The sequence below is a fragment of the Acinetobacter sp. YH01010 genome, assembly GCF_013420775.1.
GTDB classification, from domain to species: Bacteria; Pseudomonadota; Gammaproteobacteria; order Pseudomonadales; family Moraxellaceae; genus Acinetobacter; species Acinetobacter amyesii.
Genome location: NZ_VOYF01000001.1, coordinates 112778 through 130512, shown reverse-complemented (window position 1 = coordinate 130512; position 17735 = coordinate 112778). Strand labels below are relative to the sequence as shown.

The 17735-nt window shown below is 40.9% G+C and carries 22 protein-coding genes; 20 read left to right on the top strand and 2 right to left on the bottom strand.

Going from position 1 to position 17735, the window contains the following annotated elements:
• Positions 1–3 precede the first annotated feature (3 nt).
• The 20 genes from lpxK to pyrF all read left to right on the top strand — a co-directional run bounded on the left by lpxK (position 4) and on the right by pyrF (position 15086).
• Positions 4–1017: a tetraacyldisaccharide 4'-kinase gene (lpxK, locus tag FTT77_RS00715; protein WP_168378892.1), complete on the top strand. Its 1014-nt coding sequence runs from the start codon at positions 4–6 to the stop codon at positions 1015–1017.
• Between the two features lie 3 nt (positions 1018–1020).
• A complete protein-coding gene (kdsB, locus tag FTT77_RS00710; protein ID WP_180108747.1) occupies positions 1021–1782 on the top strand; it encodes a 3-deoxy-manno-octulosonate cytidylyltransferase in 762 nt (253 codons plus the stop codon).
• Between the two features lie 13 nt (positions 1783–1795).
• The gene (locus FTT77_RS00705; protein WP_180108746.1) at positions 1796–2779 is read left to right on the top strand and encodes a DNA polymerase III subunit delta'; all 984 of its coding nucleotides are present in this window, start codon (positions 1796–1798) and stop codon (positions 2777–2779) included.
• 15 nt (positions 2780–2794) lie between these two features.
• The gene (locus FTT77_RS00700; protein WP_111885061.1) at positions 2795–3136 is read left to right on the top strand and encodes a PilZ domain-containing protein; all 342 of its coding nucleotides are present in this window, start codon (positions 2795–2797) and stop codon (positions 3134–3136) included.
• A 31-nt stretch (positions 3137–3167) separates the two neighbouring features.
• The gene (locus FTT77_RS00695; RefSeq protein WP_168378895.1) at positions 3168–3941 is read left to right on the top strand and encodes a TatD family hydrolase; all 774 of its coding nucleotides are present in this window, start codon (positions 3168–3170) and stop codon (positions 3939–3941) included.
• Positions 3942–3983: 42 nt separating this feature from the next.
• Positions 3984–4598 (top strand): TetR/AcrR family transcriptional regulator, encoded by a 615-nt coding sequence (locus tag FTT77_RS00690; RefSeq protein ID WP_168378896.1) that lies wholly within the window; start codon positions 3984–3986, stop codon positions 4596–4598.
• A 9-nt stretch (positions 4599–4607) separates the two neighbouring features.
• A complete protein-coding gene (locus FTT77_RS00685; protein ID WP_180010304.1) occupies positions 4608–5165 on the top strand; it encodes a type II secretion system protein in 558 nt (185 codons plus the stop codon).
• Positions 5155–5547, top strand: coding sequence for a type II secretion system minor pseudopilin GspI (gene gspI / locus FTT77_RS00680; RefSeq protein ID WP_078188947.1), 393 nt, complete (start codon positions 5155–5157; stop codon positions 5545–5547). Before FTT77_RS00685 ends, gspI begins: the two co-directional genes overlap by 11 nt.
• Positions 5548–5593: 46 nt before the next feature.
• Complete coding sequence (gene gspJ, locus FTT77_RS00675; RefSeq protein ID WP_180003180.1) at positions 5594–6223, top strand: type II secretion system minor pseudopilin GspJ; 630 nt, start codon at positions 5594–5596, stop codon at positions 6221–6223.
• A gap of 39 nt (positions 6224–6262) precedes the next feature.
• Positions 6263–7210 carry a type II secretion system minor pseudopilin GspK gene (gene gspK / locus FTT77_RS00670; protein WP_078193662.1) on the top strand — a complete coding sequence of 316 codons (948 nt, stop codon included), beginning with the start codon at positions 6263–6265 and terminating at the stop codon, positions 7208–7210.
• Positions 7211–7340: 130 nt separating this feature from the next.
• Positions 7341–7937, top strand: a complete 597-nt coding sequence (locus FTT77_RS00665; RefSeq protein ID WP_168378899.1) for a 6-carboxytetrahydropterin synthase — start codon at positions 7341–7343, stop codon at positions 7935–7937.
• Positions 7938–7973: 36 nt separating this feature from the next.
• Complete coding sequence (ung, locus tag FTT77_RS00660) at positions 7974–8687, top strand: uracil-DNA glycosylase (RefSeq protein ID WP_168378900.1); 714 nt, start codon at positions 7974–7976, stop codon at positions 8685–8687.
• Positions 8684–9805 (top strand): enoyl-CoA hydratase/isomerase family protein, encoded by a 1122-nt coding sequence (locus FTT77_RS00655; RefSeq protein WP_180026944.1) that lies wholly within the window; start codon positions 8684–8686, stop codon positions 9803–9805. Before ung ends, FTT77_RS00655 begins: the two co-directional genes overlap by 4 nt.
• A 7-nt stretch (positions 9806–9812) precedes the next feature.
• Entirely contained in the window at positions 9813–10364 is a 552-nt protein-coding gene (gene tadA / locus FTT77_RS00650; protein WP_180088567.1) for a tRNA adenosine(34) deaminase TadA, read from the top strand.
• A gap of 26 nt (positions 10365–10390) precedes the next feature.
• The gene (locus FTT77_RS00645) at positions 10391–10822 is read left to right on the top strand and encodes an SRPBCC family protein (protein WP_078188937.1); all 432 of its coding nucleotides are present in this window, start codon (positions 10391–10393) and stop codon (positions 10820–10822) included.
• 17 nt (positions 10823–10839) lie between these two features.
• Positions 10840–11523: a (d)CMP kinase gene (gene cmk / locus FTT77_RS00640; RefSeq protein WP_180108745.1), complete on the top strand. Its 684-nt coding sequence runs from the start codon at positions 10840–10842 to the stop codon at positions 11521–11523.
• Positions 11524–11630: 107 nt separating this feature from the next.
• Positions 11631–13310, top strand: coding sequence for a 30S ribosomal protein S1 (rpsA, locus tag FTT77_RS00635; protein ID WP_078188933.1), 1680 nt, complete (start codon positions 11631–11633; stop codon positions 13308–13310).
• Between the two features lie 162 nt (positions 13311–13472).
• Positions 13473–13775: an integration host factor subunit beta gene (locus FTT77_RS00630; protein ID WP_067767464.1), complete on the top strand. Its 303-nt coding sequence runs from the start codon at positions 13473–13475 to the stop codon at positions 13773–13775.
• 24 nt (positions 13776–13799) lie between these two features.
• Positions 13800–14165, top strand: coding sequence for a lipopolysaccharide assembly protein LapA domain-containing protein (locus FTT77_RS00625; RefSeq protein ID WP_180108744.1), 366 nt, complete (start codon positions 13800–13802; stop codon positions 14163–14165).
• 240 nt (positions 14166–14405) lie between these two features.
• Positions 14406–15086 carry an orotidine-5'-phosphate decarboxylase gene (gene pyrF / locus FTT77_RS00620; RefSeq protein WP_180007332.1) on the top strand — a complete coding sequence of 227 codons (681 nt, stop codon included), beginning with the start codon at positions 14406–14408 and terminating at the stop codon, positions 15084–15086.
• A gap of 80 nt (positions 15087–15166) precedes the next feature.
• Here the strand turns inward: pyrF and FTT77_RS00615 are convergent, their stop codons facing one another.
• The gene (locus FTT77_RS00615; RefSeq protein WP_180007331.1) at positions 15167–16075 is read right to left on the bottom strand and encodes a lysine exporter LysO family protein; all 909 of its coding nucleotides are present in this window, start codon (positions 16073–16075) and stop codon (positions 15167–15169) included.
• Positions 16076–16124: 49 nt separating this feature from the next.
• Complete coding sequence (locus FTT77_RS00610) at positions 16125–17654, bottom strand: NAD(P)/FAD-dependent oxidoreductase (RefSeq protein ID WP_180108788.1); 1530 nt, start codon at positions 17652–17654, stop codon at positions 16125–16127.
• Between the last annotated feature and the right edge of the window lie 81 nt (positions 17655–17735).

The following is a 17735-nucleotide window of genomic DNA, read 5'->3' as shown; positions in this document are numbered from 1 at the left end:
GTCATGTCTTTTACACAATTGATTCAGGATGCTTGGAATGAACAGGCAAAGTGGCTCGTTGTGTTTAGACCTTTGTCATGGCTTTATCGTGGCGGCTTTTTACTCAATAAAAAACTCTATCAATCAGGTATAAAGCAAAGCTATAAAGCGCCCATTCCAGTCATGGTCATTGGTAACATCACAGTCGGTGGAAGTGGTAAAACCCCTTTGCTCATTCACTTGGTTAGTTATTTAAATAGCTTAAAGCTGCGTGTTGGTGTGATCAGTCGTGGCTATGGTGGTCAAGGACCATTTCCGGCCTATGTGGATTTAGATTCGACGGCTGAAATCGTGGGTGATGAACCGAGCTTAATCGTTCAGTCTACAGGTGTGCCGATGGCGGTCGGTCCAAATCGCCAACAAAGTATTGAGTTGCTGCTATCTAAGCATGAATTGGATTTGATTATCTGTGATGATGGTTTGCAGCATTGGGCGCTTCAACGCCAGTTGGAGTGGATCGTACTGGATAATAACCGTGGTTTAGGCAATGAAAAATTATTACCTGAAGGTTATTTGCGTGAACCGAAAAAGCGCCTTGCCAGTGGAACGGTCATTGAGCATTCAGCAGATCCAAGTTCTCCACTGAATATGCACCTAGAAGCGGCGCAGCCTTATTTGCTCAATAAAGATCTTGTGACGACATTTGATGCAAATAAAGATTTTTATGCCGTAGTGGGTATCGGTTTTCCGCAACGATTTTATAAAACCCTAGAAAACATGGGGATTCATCAATTTCAATGTCATGAATTCCCAGATCATTATGAATATGAACTGAGTGATTTGCAATTTGAAGATGCCAATCCCATCATTACCACTGAAAAAGATGCAGTTAAAATTTTAGCGATCCTCAAAAATAATCCAGATTTTAAAAGAGAAATATGGGTTGTTCCTGTAGATGCAGTGTTGTCACCTGCGTGTTATGAAACTTTGCATGCGCAGTTGAAAAAACTGGGTCTGAAACTTCCCGAAGGCATTTAATTTATGAAACATATTGTTATTCCTGCACGTTTTTCAAGTTCACGTTTACCGGGTAAGCCTTTACTTGAAATTCATGGTCGTCCGATGATTTTACGTGTGGTCGATCAAGCCAAAAAAGTTGCAGGATTCGATGATCTTTGTGTCGCTACAGATGATGAGCGTATTGCAGCAGTGTGTCGTGCAGAAGGGGTTGATGTGGTACTGACCTCTGCAGAGCATCCATCAGGGACAGATCGTTTAAGTGAAGTTGCATGCATCAAAGGTTGGGCGAGTGATGACATTATTGTCAATGTGCAAGGTGATGAACCTTTGCTTCCCGCTCAATTGGTAAAACAAGTTGCACAATTACTTGTTGATCAACCGACATGTTCGATGTCGACGCTCTGTGAGCCGATTCATAGTCTAGATGAGTTTCAACGTGACAGTATCGTCAAAGTGGTTATGTCAAAGCACAATCAAGCGCTGTATTTTAGCCGTGCGACTATTCCTTATGACCGTGATGGTGCAAAGCAAGCTGAACCAACCTTGCATGATCAGGCTTATCGTCATTTAGGCCTATATGCATACCGCGTAAAACTCCTACAAGAATATGTCACTTGGGATATGGGTGTGCTGGAAAAATTAGAAAGCCTTGAACAATTACGCGTTTTGGAAAATGGTCACCGTATTGCCATTGCTGTGGCAGAAGCGAACCTTCCACCGGGCGTAGATACTCAAGCTGACCTTGATCGTTTGAACCAAATGGATGTTTCGAACTTCGAATAAGGTTAAACGATTTATGCAAAATGAAATTGTGGCGCAAGTGTACCCTTGGCAGAAAAATACATGGAATACATTAACCAGCCGTTTTCCACAATTGGGACATGGCGTGCTTTTGTATGGCAAAAAAGGCTGTGGTAAAGAGGCATTTGCAAAACAATTTCTTGCATGGGTGCTGTGTCAAAAACGTGATGAGCGAACTGAGCCGTGTGGTGAGTGCGGGAGTTGCCAGTGGTTAAAGTCAGATACACATCCAAATTTTGTCCATATCAGTACAGATGAAGACAATAAAAAGCAAAACGCCAAAATTAAAATCGAGAAAATTCGTGATTTATTGCCTTTTGTACAGCAAACCGTAGACGGTTGGCGAGTTGTGTTGATTGAGCCTGCTGAAGCATTAAACATTGCATCATCAAATGCATTGCTGAAAACATTGGAAGAGCCGGGCGAGCGGATTGTGATTATGTTATTGGCAGAGCATTATTTGAAATTGCCGGCAACCATTCGCAGTCGAATGCAGCACTATGCATTGGATCGTATTGAACCGGAACAATCACAGCAATATTTACAGCAGCATTTGCCCGATAGTGGTGAAACCCAGCGCAAAGTTCTCATGAACTTAGCTAGTCAAATGCCATTACAAGCGATTTCATTGGCAAGTAGTGAATGGCTAAATATGCGCCAAGAGTTTCTACAAGATTGGCAAAAACTTGTGACACAAAAAAATATGCCGATGGCAATTGCGACCAAGTGGAATAAAGCTCTGAGTTTTAGTGATTTTAGTCAAATGTTTGAATACTTGTTGTCCGATATAATTTGTGTCAAGCTAAATCAATCCATAAAAAATATAGATTTGGATTTTGGGGTGTTGGCAGAGCAATATTCGCTCGAAACACTCTTTGGGATTTATACAGAATTACAGCAGTCTAAGCAGTTCATTGAGCAGAACGTACAGGGGAATCTGGTCGTAGATGAGCTTTGTATCAAACTGATGAATGTTTAATTAAGGGGAAACATCATGCAACCACGTATGGGCGGGATTGTTCACGCTAATATTCCAGATGTGGAAACACTTTTTGCGAGCTACATGCCTTATGTCGTTGGTGGCGGTTTATTTGTGCCATCAAAGCAAGCTGTGAAAATGGGTGATGAGGTTTTCTTATTGGCGACTTTGCCTGAACAAAGTATAAAAATTCCTTTGACAGGAAAAGTGATTTGGATTTCGCAAAAGCAAAATGGCATTAAACCACAAGGCTTTGGAATTCAATTAAGCGGCGAAAAAGGCGTTTATTTCAAAACAGAAGCAGAACGTTTACTTGCAGGGCTTAAATCTGAGGGGCGTAGAAGTTACACTATGTAGTTACAACAGTGAAGACTTGTAGGTACATATTGTGTTTGTAGATACCCATTGCCATTTAACCATGCTTGACTTAAGCCCTTATGAGGGTAATTTAGATCTTGCATTGGATCAGGCTCGTCAAGCCGGGGTCTCAAAATTTATGAGTATCTCGGTTGATCTAGATGACCATATCGAACTTTCAAAAATTGCTTCACGTCATGCCGATGTGGGTTATTCCGTTGGGGTACACCCATGTGAAGATCCTGCAACGATGGCTCGGGCAACAGAAGAATATCTCATTGAATTAGCACAACCTGAAAAGGTTTGGGCGATTGGTGAAACAGGGCTGGATTATTTTCATAGTACAGACTTTATTGCAGAGCAAAAAGAATGCTTTGCCCGCCATATTCACGCATCACAAGCTGTAAAAAAACCAGTGGTTGTTCATACCCGTTCTGCAAAGCATGATACGGTGGATATTATCCGTGCAGAGAAATCTACTCACGGTATTTTGCATTGTTTTACTGAAGATTGGGAAACGGCAAAAGCTGTCTTAGATTGTGGATATTACGTGTCATTTTCAGGCATTGTTTCTTTTAAAAATGCACAAGATTTGCGTGATGTGGCCAAGCAAGTACCACTGGATCGAGTGCTGATTGAAACTGATAGTCCATACCTTGCACCGATGCCCTATAGAGGAAAGTCTAATGAACCAAAATACGTTCCCTATGTAGCCAAAGCCTTAAGTGATGTATATGATAAGTCAATTGAAGAGATGGCTTTCATTACAATGCAAAACTTTGAAAATCTCCTCAATCTTAAGTAAATAATTTGAATTGATATAAGAGTAAGAGAGTATAGGGTGAAGATGGATCGTCAAGCTCAGTTTAGAGCAAGAGAAGCATTAATTTTCCAAGTGGCAGAGCAACTGCTATTGGAAAATGGCGAAGCAGGGATGACACTAGATGCGCTAGCGGCAGAACTCGACTTGGCAAAAGGGACGTTATATAAACATTTCCAAAGTAAAGATGAACTATATATGTTGCTCATTATTCGTAATGAACGCATGTTATTGGAAATGATTAAAGACACCGACAAAGCTTTTCCTGAACACCTTGCTTTCTTTATGTTGCATCACTTACATCACCCAGAACGTACAGTGTTGTTTCACCAAATTGAAGAGCGTTTATCGACAACGGGTGTGGGTATTCAGCACTTGTTTAGTGAACTATATCAAGTGCGCAAACAACGCCTACGATTGATCATTCGTATGACTGAGCGTTACTTGGAGTCGATTCAAAGTAGCATGCCAGTACGTGATTATCTTGCTTCGATTTGGTCACTTACACATGGTGCTGCAGCAATTTTGAACTCTAGTTTTTATCAGCGTTATTTGGGTTCAAGAGACACCTTGCGGGTTGCTTATATTGATCAAGCCTTGGCCTTACCAAAACAAGTGCATGCGGTTGCTCAATTCGCTTAAAGGCTGCTTATGAAAAGTGCATCACCATCATCGGTTCGTGGCTTCACCCTCGTAGAATTGATGGTGGTGATTGTGATTATGGGCATCATGGCCTCATTGGTGCTTTTGAATATCGGTGGAACAGATCAACGCAAAGCCATGCAAGCACGCGAAGTGTTTGTGATGGATCTGAAACGAATTTTACGCGATGCAAATGATCAAGCTTTGATATTGGCCTTACAGCAAAACGCTGGAACGGATGTCAACACGCAAAGCTATGCGGTACAAGAATATTTACCAGAACAAAAACGTGTAGAAAATAGTATTTTAAATCAGAATAATAAATGGCAAAACTATAAAGATTTTGAAACCCGAGTATTACCTGAAAATGTCTCTTTTACGATTCAGCCTTTAGATCAGCAGTATGCAAATGCCAATAATGATGATTTGTTAAATACCAATGCACCCAAGTTGATTTGGTTGGGCAATGGTGAGGTAAAGCCTGTGCGTATACAGTTTTATTTTGAAGAACGTCCCATTGGTAATGAAATCGAAATCGATCATTTAGGGAAAGTTAATGCGGGCTAAAGGGTTTACGCTACTTGAAGTCATGGTGGCATTGGCGATTTTTGCGACTGCGGCAATGGCTTTGTCTAATGTTGCGATGCAATATACACAGTCGACAGCACACGCAATTTTAAGAAATAAAGCACAATTTGTCGCGTTGAATGAAATCGCTAAGATGGAAATCAATCGTGAATGGATGACGGGTACTGCATCTAAACAAGTCACTGAACAAGGCGAACAATGGCAAATTGACAAAAAAGCCCAAGCCACCATTAGTCCAAATGTACAACGGATTGATATCCAAGTGAGTTTGATGAATGCTGAAACAGGCGATGTTGAAGCAGGGATTAGCAGTTTGGTGTTCTTTAACTATAAGGCTCCGTTGGATGAAAATAATAACTAGAAAAAAACGTACATCTCAAGATATGCCTGTGCTTGTACAGCAAGGAATGAAGAATCAAGCAGGATTTACCTTAGTTGAGCTTTTGGTTGCGATTGCTATTTTCGCAGTGCTGTCTGCTTTGGGTTGGAAGGTTTTTGATTATGTCTCGAAAGTGAAGGAACGAAACGCAACCCATGAGGCAAGGCTTAGTCAGTTGCAAGATGCCCATCAGCAAATTCTCAGAGACACAGTACAAGCTGTGCCCTTAACTGCCAATATTAATGGAGATATTCAACCAGCGTTAGTATTGCAAAATGGCCGATTTAATTTCAGTAAGACAGGTGTCACTGATCCATTAAATCAGGGCATTGCACCTGACGAGCGAGTGGAATATCAATACAAAGCTGATGAAAAAAAATTGTATCGGCTAAAATTTAAAAATCTCAACCAAACGGGGCATGATCAGCCAGATTCGAGTGTTTTACTGGATAATATTGAACAATATAAAATCACGGTACTCAATCCAAATGAGTTGGACAGTTGGCCAGATTCAGCTGCAGATATGAATAATGAAAAAACCATACAACTGTTACCACGCGGCATTAGGATGCAACTCACAGTCGATGGGACAGACTATGAATGGCTATTCAGTTTGTTAAATACTGATTTTTTATTGGATAAAAATAAGAATGGTTAACGGTCAGGTTGTGGGGTCATTTGAAGTTCGGAGTTGCTTATGAAACAGCAACGCGGCATTGCTTTATTAACCATCCTGATGATGGTGGCTTTGGCAACCATTGTTGCAGCAGGCATCGCAAAACAACAAGCCAATACTTCTGAAAATACCGCCTACGTGATGCGCCAAAATCAATCGATGTTATATGCGAAAAGTGCCGAAGCATTTTTTGCCGAACTTCTGGTAAATGATGCTGAAAATGCAGGGCAGGTGGATCATTTACAAGAAAATTGGGCTCAGCCCATGCCTGCTTTTCCAGTGGAAGGTGGAACTGTTGCAGGTGTGCTCCAAGATGAATCTGGCAAATTTAACCTCAATAGTTTGGTTTCAGAGGAGGGTGTGGTAAATGACAAAGCAAAGTTATGGTTTGAAAAAATATTGCAGCGTGTTGGTTTACCCGCAGAATTAAGTCAAGCTGTGATCGATTGGCAAGATGAAGATGATGAGACCTCTGGCCCGATGGGAGCTGAACTGGCGTACTATCGTGGTTTAAATAATGCGGCACTACCGCCAAATGCAAAATTTCATAGTGTGGAAGAGTTGAAATCAGTCCGTGGTTTTGAAGGTGCTCAATATAAACTGATTGCACCCTATGTGAGTAGCTTGCCCTCGCATGAAACAACGGTAAACATTAATACCGCTCCTGCATTTTTGTTGGCAACCATGGATGATCGTTTAGATGTCAATGCAGTCGAACAAGCTTTGCAACAAAAAGCTGCCAAATTTGAACATTTTGAAAATATCAATGATTTATGGGCAATGGAGCCATTTGCACAGGTGAGCACAGAAAATCGAGAAGTTTTAAACTCACAATTGGGTGTGCAGTCGAACTATTTTAAAGCGCAAATTGAAATTATTTTAAATGAAAGAAAGCGTCAATTTACCAGTGAGTTAGTGCGAAAAGATAAAGATGTATATGTGGCTTTTCGCAGTATGGCACCATTTTAGGTCTTAAATATCGCTAAATTTTCATGATGCCTTTTCCCAATTGTGCTGAACAGCAAAATTAATGCCTCTTGTTAGACTTTTGCATTATAATCTCTGAGAACCCATAGATTATTTGATTGCATTACGACATATGTTAATTCGTAAGTTATTTAAGTTTGAAAACGCGCATATCGTGCGTAATTGCACGTCAGACCGCTGCAAACGTTCCATTCATGGACACAGTTATAAAGTCGAACTATTACTCAAAGCGTCGAAACTTGACCATGGACAAATGGTTTACGATTTCGGTTTGCTCAAAGGGGTTATTAAAGACTTATTTGACAGTTTTGATCATGCGATTTGTTTTTGGCAACATGATGATGCCGAGTATATTCGTGCCTGCAAGCAGTTCAGCGCACGTTGGGTTGAACTACCCGTATCGCCTTCAGCAGAACAGTTTTCACGGATCTTCTTTTACTTGGCACAACAAGTTCTAAAATCAACAGAAACTCAAAATGGTGAGGGTGATGTTGAAGTGTATTCTGTGATCGTACATGAGACGGACACAGGCTATGCGCAAAGCTTTTTAGAAGATATCGACAACGCACAAATGGGGCTGTTGCAGTTAGATCAAATCGTCTTTTCCGAACAGGTTCAGTCGGAATGGAACGATTCCCAGATGTATGAAAAATTAAAACAGGGTCAAAAATTTTTAAACCCTGCAGTTGATTTACAAGTTAAAATTTAAGTAAATATTTGGTTTTATTAGGATTGGTTAACAGTGATGTCTTTAACAGAAGAGCAACAAGCAAAACTCGCTAAAGTGCAGCTTGATGCTAGCTGGAAATATGGCCTAAGTGAGTTTTTGCTTAGCCCCCGCATGGATGAGTTAAAAGACTTTCTGCTACAACAAATGAAACAGGATAAAGTGATTTATCCACCGAATCCGCTGATTTTTAATGCCTTAAACACGACGCCTATGGCGAATGTAAAGGTGGTGATTTTAGGCCAAGACCCGTATCATGGGCCAAATCAGGCACATGGCTTGAGTTTTTCGGTACAAAAGGGGGTTGCATTACCACCTTCTTTACGTAATATTTTCCATGAGTTAAATACCGACCTTGGGGTGCCTGTGTCAAAACATGGGGACTTAACACGCTGGGCAGAACAAGGTGTTTTGCTTTTAAATGCGGTACTGACTGTTGAGGCTGGGCAACCAACTTCACATCAAAAACGTGGCTGGGAGGATTTTACAGACCATGTGATTGATGTTTTAAATGAGCAACGTGAGCATATTGTCTTTATTTTATGGGGGGCATATGCACAGCGTAAGGGACAACGCATTGACCAAAATAAGCACTTGGTGCTAAAAGCCGCGCATCCATCTCCTTTGGCTGCAAACCGCGGTGGTTTTTTTGGTTGTAAGGTGTTCTCAAAAAGTAATAATTATCTTAAACAAAATGGCATTGAGCCAATAGACTGGCAGCTGGACGCATGACTTATTCTCCCGTTTCAAAAAATTATCACCCAGATCTGATTGTGGAAGAAGCGAAAAAGGGCTGGCGCATTGTTCGCCTGAATCGCCCAAAATCGCTTCATGCATTAGATGAATCTATCTGTACAGCATTGCTTGAAGTCTTTCAGGACTTTCAACATGATGATGCTGTTAAAGCGATTTGGTTGGATTCCACTACGCCGAAAGCATTTTGTGCAGGTGGCGATGTACGCAAATTGCGACAATTGGTGGTCAATGATGAAGTTGAAACGGCGAATAAATTCTTTGAACAAGAATATGCCCTAGATTTGCTGCTGCATAACTATGCAAAGCCGATTTTGGTTTGGGGCGAAGGTTATGTCATGGGTGGTGGTTTAGGTCTATTTATGGCCGCACCTTTCCGTTTGGTGACACCTTATTCACGTTTAGCAATGCCTGAAATTAATATCGGTTTGTATCCAGATGTAGGTGCGACGCGTTTCCTAGCTGACCGTGGTGCTATTGGTTTGTTTACGGGATTAACAGGCTCGATTATGACCGCAGCAGGTGCTTATGGTATCGGCTGGGCAACCCACATTTGCGATGCACAGCGTGATAACGTACTTGAAACTGTCATCAATATTGATTGGGATCATTATCCAGCGGGCGATTTCCGTGCCATTGATGACACTTTAAATAGTATGCATCGTCCTGTGGGGCCGGGCCCATTACAAAATTCATTAGATGTGATTCAGAGTGTGTGCCGTGGGCACAATTTTGAACATGACTATGAATCAATTATTGGTTTAAGCGATGCACGCAGTGATTGGCTACGCCAAGCCAGTGAAAATCTGCAAAAAGGTTCACCTGCAACCGCAGCATTAACATGGTTATTGTGGCAGTGGGGGAAAAAAGTGCATTCTTGGAATGAAGTGTTTGAACTAGAAACTCAAATTTCAGAGTGGAAAATTCGTCATGCGGACTTTGTGGAAGGTGTGCGTGCACGTCTTGTTGATAAAGATCTCTCCCCAGAGTGGAAAAAAGGTACAGACCTTTCCCTTAAAGGGATTTTGGCTGACGATCCTCCTGTAACCAATATTGACAGTTGGAATGCACTGTTAAGACAGTATGGTGTAATTTAGTTAATTGATGTCTGAACAAAACCAACATAGTGATGAGCATTGGATGCAGCTTGCTTTCGAGCAAGCTGCGCAAGCTGCCGAATTGCAAGAAATTCCTGTAGGTGCAGTGATTGTGAGTCAAAATCAAGTCATAGGTGCAGGGTTTAATGCGCCTATTTCTTTGAAAGATCCCACCGCGCATGCGGAAGTACAAGCTTTGCGTCAAGCTTGTTTAAATATCGATAATTACCGTTTACCTGATGATGCAACTTTATATGTGACCTTGGAGCCTTGCACAATGTGTGTGGGTGCTTTGGTCCATTCAAGAATTAAACGCGTGGTATTTGCGACGACTGAGCCTAAAGCAGGTTCTTTAGTGAGTTCGCGTCAATTGTTAAATTCAGGCTACTATAACCATATCTTTGAGTTTGAGCATGGTTGCCTGCAAGCGCAATGCTCCCAACAATTAAGTGATTTTTTTAAAATGCGTCGTGAACAAAAACGACTGATGAAGTTACAGGAAAAAGCCACTTTGACTGAACTTCATTTAAAAAATCAAGTAAACTCTACTGACAATTAATATTGTCAAATAAAATAGGGTACACCATGAAATCCATTCAAGTAAAAAAAGAATTTAATGCACCGGTCGAGCAAGTTTTTGACTTACTTTCAAAACATTCGACCTATAACGTGGCTTTTGCACCGATTCAAGTGGTGCGCGTCAAAGATTCTGCAGATCCTGAACGTCCTGATGGTGTGGGTTCTGTACGTCGTATGGGCTTTGGGCCAGTGAAGCCGTTACAAGAGCAAATTACCTTGCTTGAGCCAAACCAACGCATTGAATATAAGATTATTAAAAACCCACTGGTGAAACATCATTTGGGTGTGATTCAATTCGAAGCGATTGATGCTGCGCGTACTTTAGTCACTTATACGATTGAATTACAGGCGCGTGCGCCATTCGTTAGTCAATTAATCCTTGCGCAACTGAAGTCAGCGATTAAAATTGGTTTTTCAAAACTTGCAAAAACCGTATAAACAAAAGTGGAAGAACAATGACAGTTCAAATCATTACAATTGATGGCCCAAGTGGCTCAGGTAAAGGAACATTGGCAGCAAAAATTGCGGCACATTATCAGTTCCACTTACTCGACTCAGGTGCGTTATATCGTCTGTTGGGATTGTCATTGCATAAGCAAGACTTAATTGATGCATTAGACTCAAAGCTCGATGAATGCGTAAAAATTGCAACAAATTTAGACATACAATTTGTGACAAATGAAGCAGGTGTTTCGGTGCTTTTAGATGGTGAAGATGTCTCAAAAGTTATCCGTACTGAGAGAGTCGGAGAGTTTGCCTCAAAAGTTGCTGCAATTCCTACACTTAGAACTGCGCTTTTAGAACGTCAGCATGCCTTTGCCCAAGCACCTGGTTTGGTTGCAGATGGCCGTGATATGGCAACTACGATTTTTCCCAATGCTCAAGCCAAGATTTATTTAACGGCTTCTGCTCAGTCCCGTGCAGAGCGCCGTGTAAATCAGTTGCAGGCTATGGGCGTGGATGTTAAAATAAACGACATTTTAGCTAATATCGAAGCGCGTGATAAGCGAGATATGGAACGCACAGTCGCTCCACTCAAGCCTGCGCCAGATGCCTATTTTATTGATAGTTCAACTTTGAGTATTGATGAAGTATTCACGCTGATGACGAATTACATCGATCAGCAATTAGCAAACTAAAGAATTTTCAGCAGAAGCATAGCTTGATCAGTCTTATACGGACTATGTAGACGCTTAATTAAACCGGCCTTGTCTGATCCAAGACCGCTGACTTTACTAGGTATATCATGACCGAATCTTTTGCAGCCCTCTTTGAAGAAAGCGAATTAAACCTCAACGTTGAAAAGGGTGCTGTCATCCAAGGCGTTGTAGTAAACATCGATTCTGACTGGGTAACAGTTGACACTGGCCTTAAATCAGAAGGTATTGTTGACCGCGCTGAATTCTTAAATGAACAACGTGAACTTGAAGTTCAAGTTGGCGACACTGTTGACGTAGTTGTTGAAGCTCTTGACAACGGTATGGGTCAAACAGTTTTATCACGTGAAAAAGCTAAACGTGCTGAAACTTGGACTAAACTTGAAAAAATCTTTGAAGACGGCGAAATCGTTACTGGTGTTATCTCTGGTAAGGTTAAAGGCGGTTTCACTGTTGACATCGGTCCAGTTCGTGCGTTCCTTCCAGGTTCTTTAGTTGATACTCGTCCTATTCGTGATACTACTCACTTAGAAGGTAAAGAGTTAGAATTTAAAGTAATCAAACTTGATGCTAAACGTAACAACGTTGTTGTATCTCGTCGTGCTGTTATGGAAGCTGAATCTTCAGCTGACCGTGAAGCTCTTCTTGCTCAGCTTGAAGAAGGTCAAACAGTTACTGGTACTATCAAAAATCTTACTGACTACGGCGCGTTCGTTGACCTTGGCGGTATTGATGGTCTTCTTCACATCACTGACATGGCTTGGAAACGTATCAAGCACCCTTCAGAAGTTGTTGAAGTTGGTCAAGAAGTTACTGTTAAAGTACTTAAATTCGACCGCGAACGTAACCGCGTATCTTTAGGCCTTAAACAATTAGGCGAAGATCCATGGTTAGCGATCATGAACCGTTACCCTAAAGGTTCTATCGTTAAAGCTCGTGTAACTAACTTAACTGACTACGGTTGCTTCGCTGAAATCGCTGAAGGCGTTGAAGGCTTAGTACACGTTTCAGAAATGGACCACACTAACAAAAACATCCACCCATCTAAAGTTGTTCAGATCGGTGACGAAGTTGACGTTATGGTTCTTGAAGTTGATGAAGAGCGTCGTCGTATTTCTCTTGGTATCAAACAAACTCGTGCTAACCCATGGGAAGAGTTTGCTAAAGAACACGACAAAGGTGAAAAAGTTTCAGGTACGATCAAGTCAATCACTGACTTCGGTATCTTCATCGGTTTACCAGGCGGTATCGATGGTCTAGTTCACTTGTCTGACATTTCTTGGAACGAACAAGGCGAAGAAGCTATCCGTCGTTACAAGAAAGGTGACACAGTTGAAGCGGTTATCCTTTCAGTAGACGCTGAAGGCAACCGTATCAGCCTTGGCATCAAACAAATGAACAGCGATCCGTTCAACGATTTCTTAGCTGCTAACGAACGCGGTGCGCTTGTTAAAGGTACTGTAACTGCAGTTGACGCTAAAGGCGCTACTGTTAAGTTAGCTGACGAAGTTGAAGCGACTCTTAAAGCATCTGAAATCAACCGCGACCGCGTTGAAGATGCAACTAAGTTCCTTGAAGTTGGTCAAGAAGTTGAAGCTAAAATCATCAACGTAGACCGCAAATCACGTTCTATCAACTTGTCTATCAAAGCGAAAGACGAAGCTGAAGAAAAAGAAGCAGTAGCTAACTTGAACAAGACAGCTACAGCAACTTCAGACAATGGTCCTAAGACTATTGGTGATTTGATCAAAGCTCAAATGAACCACTAAGTAAGTGTTTGAATTGTATTGTTAATGTAAATTAATTAATATATTTTACACAATTACTGTAACGGTAGCGTAGTAAGTGATTATTACGCTACCGTTTTGTATTTAAACAGGTTATTATCAGGAAACTGATCCTAGGTAGCTTGATAATTAAAGAGGTCGCAGATGACTACTGAAGCACTTAATAAGTCTGACTTAATAGAGCGTATTTCTCTTAAAAACCCACACTTAGCTGAACCCTTAGTGGAAGAGGCCGTTAAGATAATGATCGATCAAATGATCGAAGCTTTGTCTACAGACAACCGAATAGAAATCCGTGGTTTTGGTAGTTTTGCATTACATCACCGTGAACCACGTGTGGGTCGTAACCCAAAAACAGGTAAATCAGTTGAAGTGGCAGCAAAAGCTGTACCGCACTTTAAACCTGGTAAAGCTTTACGTGATGCGGTAAACGAATCTGCAAACTAATTCAAAACATTGTTAGGGGTGTTTATGCGTTACGTATTGGTCGTAATTCTACTGGTCCTATTTGGATACTCATTGGCTTTGGTTCTACAAAACGGAACTGAACTTTCGGTCGATTTGTTGTTTACACAAGTGCCTGCAATGCGTTTAGGGCTTTTATTGCTATTAACCTTGTCATTAGGTTTGGTGTTAGGTCTTTTATTGGCAGTGCAAGTATTTCGAGTATTTCAAAATAACTGGGAAATTAAACGTCTACGTAAAGATATTGACCGCCTACGTAAAGAGCAAATTCAAACTGCTCAACTGGCTGCTGCTGAAGCGGCTGTACATACGCGTCATGAAAAGACAGTTTTAGATATTGATGCGAATGAGCGTCCTTCTAACCCGTTATAATTGGGTTTTAGAAGTAAATTAACTACTTTTATGAGTAGATTTAAATTTTATATTTAACACTCCGGTGGATCATCGGGGTGTTTTTTTATGGGCTGAAAAAATAAAACGCTTATCTCAAATAAAATAATGAGATAGCTCAATTCAAATTAATCATTTCAAATGACATGAGTTTTATGACTTTCTGATCAAGTTGAATCCATCTATAATGCACTAATTTTGTCAAAATGAAGGGTAAGTCTCTTGAGTATCATCGTTGCACTAGATGCTAAAAGCCAATATGACGCACTTACAATTGCAGAGCAGTTAGATCCTGCATTATGTCGAGTTAAGGTTGGTAAAGAGTTATTTACCCATGAGGGTCCAAGTGTCGTTAAGGCATTGCATGATAAAGGTTTTGAAGTATTTCTAGATCTAAAATTCCACGATATTCCAAACACTACAGCGCAAGCAGTTTGTGCAGCTGCGGATATGGGTGTGTGGATGGTGAATGTTCATGCTTCAGGTGGTCGTAAAATGATGGAAACCTGTGTTGAGCGTTTAAAGACGGGTAACTATAACACTCAGCTGATTGCAGTAACGGTATTAACCTCGATGGGCCGTGAAGATCTTGCGGATTTAGGTTTAGATGTTGAACCCTTTGAACATGTGAAACGTCTTGCGACTTTAACGAAAGAAAGTGGTTTAGATGGTGTAGTGTGTTCGGCACAAGAAGCAAAAATGCTGCGTGAAACTTTGGGTGCTGACTTTGCTTTAGTGACACCGGGTATCCGTCCAGCAGGTTCTGCTGCTGATGATCAAAAACGAATTGTGACACCTAAACAAGCCATGCTTGATGGTTCTACACATTTGGTGATTGGTCGTCCGATTACCAAATCGGACAATATGCGTCAGACTTTAAAAGATATTTTGGCGACTTTGTAAGAATCCCACCCGACCTCCCTTTGAAAAAGGGAGGAGAAAGTCCCTCTTTTTTAAAGAGGGATTTAGGGAGATTAAAATCGTTAAAGCACCGCCAATATACTCACCAATATAGGTGCAAGTACAGAAAGGATAAAGCCGCTGACCATGGCATGTGGAATAAAATCATTCCCACAGGCTTGTTTGACCATAGGTAGGGTGACATCCATAGCTGTTGCGCCCGCAGATGAAATTGCAGAGCGTGGGTAACGCCAGCCAATAATATACATAAACACAATCGCAAAGATTTCTCTGAATAAATCATTCATCAACGCAATACTACCTAGATGCGCATTTTTTAATTCAGTTACGACGATACCTGTCATCGAATAGAAACCATAGCCTTGTGACAGCATAATCAAATCTTTCAAGCTGATTTGTGGCAATAGATAGGCAGCAGCAAAAGCGCCCAAAAGTGAACCGACGATACAACCGAGTGGAACAAGTAGAATTTTCCAATTTAACCAAGAGCGATCGAGCGGTGAGTAGGCGAGATCAAGCCCAATCAGAAACATGAAGACTAAAAGTAGATCCCAAGTACTAATATGTGGCTGAAGACTAAAATGTGCTGCCATTTCGGCAAAAGCATAACCTAAACCTAATGCAATAAAAGCATAGCTAATATTGATGAGTGAGCTTGTCACTAACTGCATGGACACTTTGCCATGACTGGGTTTATAGCCTAAAAGCTTAAATAAAATATAGCAGCAAATAAAAGCACCCACTGAGGTCAATAGTGCAATAAGTACTGATGAAGAAAGGATTTGCAGAGGTGCTGGAATAGTGTGTAATGTTTCAGAAAATTCGATCGCAATCGCAAATAACAAAATATAAGTAAAATACGGCAGCAGTTTAAAGGCGATTTTTTCAAGCCAAGTGGGTAGGCGACGTGCAAGAATAAAACCAAGCCCTAAACAGGCCAAGAGCTGGAAAATCAGCCAGAAAGATTGCATACAAAAATAGGCAGATAATGAATACCTGCCTATTATGACCTGTTATTGCTTAAGCTGCATGACTAGATTTTGTTTTACTGAGGAGTCGAAAATCGGCTGGATTTATTTTTCGAGTAGCGAGCCAATATTTCCATGTATAAGTCGGCCAAAGTGCAAAATTTTTACCGCCATTTTGTTGATACCAACTCACACAGCCTGATTGCCAAACTGTTCCATCAAGCATGTCTTGTACATGAGTGTTAAATTGATCTTGCACCTGATCTTTGACGGCGATGGCTTGAACATTAGATTTTGAAACCAATTGCATCATTTGTAAGATGTAATCGACTTGTGCCTCAATCATAAATACCACTGAATTATGGGCAAGCACAGTATTGGGGCCTAATAATTGGAACAGATTTGGAAAGCCTTTGGTGCAAATGCCATAAAAGCTTTCTGCGCCAGCTTGCCAAACTTGTTTGAGTTCTTGAGCATTTTCACCAATACATTCAAATGATTTTAAATAAATTCTTGGATCGGTAATAAAGCCTGTGCCATAGATCAGACAATCGATTTCACGGGATTTTCCATCTTTGGTAATAATGGCATTTTCAGTGATTTCTTGTATTGCATCACTGACCAATTCCACATTCGGTCGATTAAACGTTGGAAAGTATTTATTAGAAATTAAAATGCGTTTACAGCCCATGATGTAGTTTGGGGTTAGTTTCTTGGCAAGTTCAGCATCTTTCACTTGATACTTAATATATAGTTCTGCCAGTTTTTGCGCATATTTCATGGTGGTTGGTTTAACAATTGGCACGACACGTGATTCGTTGGTCCAATACAGGCGAGCACGGTGAATTTTTCGAAACCAATCATATTTTTTAAATAGTGATTTTTCTAAACCATGATAACTACGCTCATCTCGTGGAATGACCCAAGCAGCTGTACGCTGAAAAACATACAGTTGCTTTGTTTGTGGTGCGATTTCAGGAATGTATTGGATGGCACTGCCGCCTGTACCAATCGATGCGACTTTTTTACCTGCTAATGGATATTGATGATCCCATTGCGAAGAATGGAACACTTTACCCTTAAATTTTTCAATGCCTGGAATATGTGGAATTTGTGGGACATGTAACGGGCCAGATGCAAAAATCACGTATTGAGCGATAATTTTAACGCCATCTTTAAGTTCTAAATGCCAATCACAGGTTGATTCATTGTATTGGCTTGAAAGCACTTCACTGTTAAAGCGACAGAATTGTTTTAAATTATATTCACGGGTGACATGTTGGATATAATCAAATATTTCCGGCGCTTCGGCGTAACGCTTTGACCAATCTGTTTTGGGTGCAAAAGAAAGTGAATACATATGTGATTGCACATCGCAGGCAGCGCCAGGGTAGCGGTTTTCACGCCAGGTTCCACCAAAATCATTGGCTTTTTCGAGGATCAGAAAATCTTGATTACCTTGTTGTAAAAGTCGTATCGCCATAGCAATACCACCAAAACCACCGCCGATGATGGCGATTTGTGTATGTATTTCAGAATTGGCGTTTGGGGTTTGCACTGTTTTTGTTTGCGCTTCCTGCATCATTTTTTTAATTCCAAGCGAGATTACAAACTAAGCATACTTGAGTTCATGATCAGAACAATATGATTGAGATGACAGAAA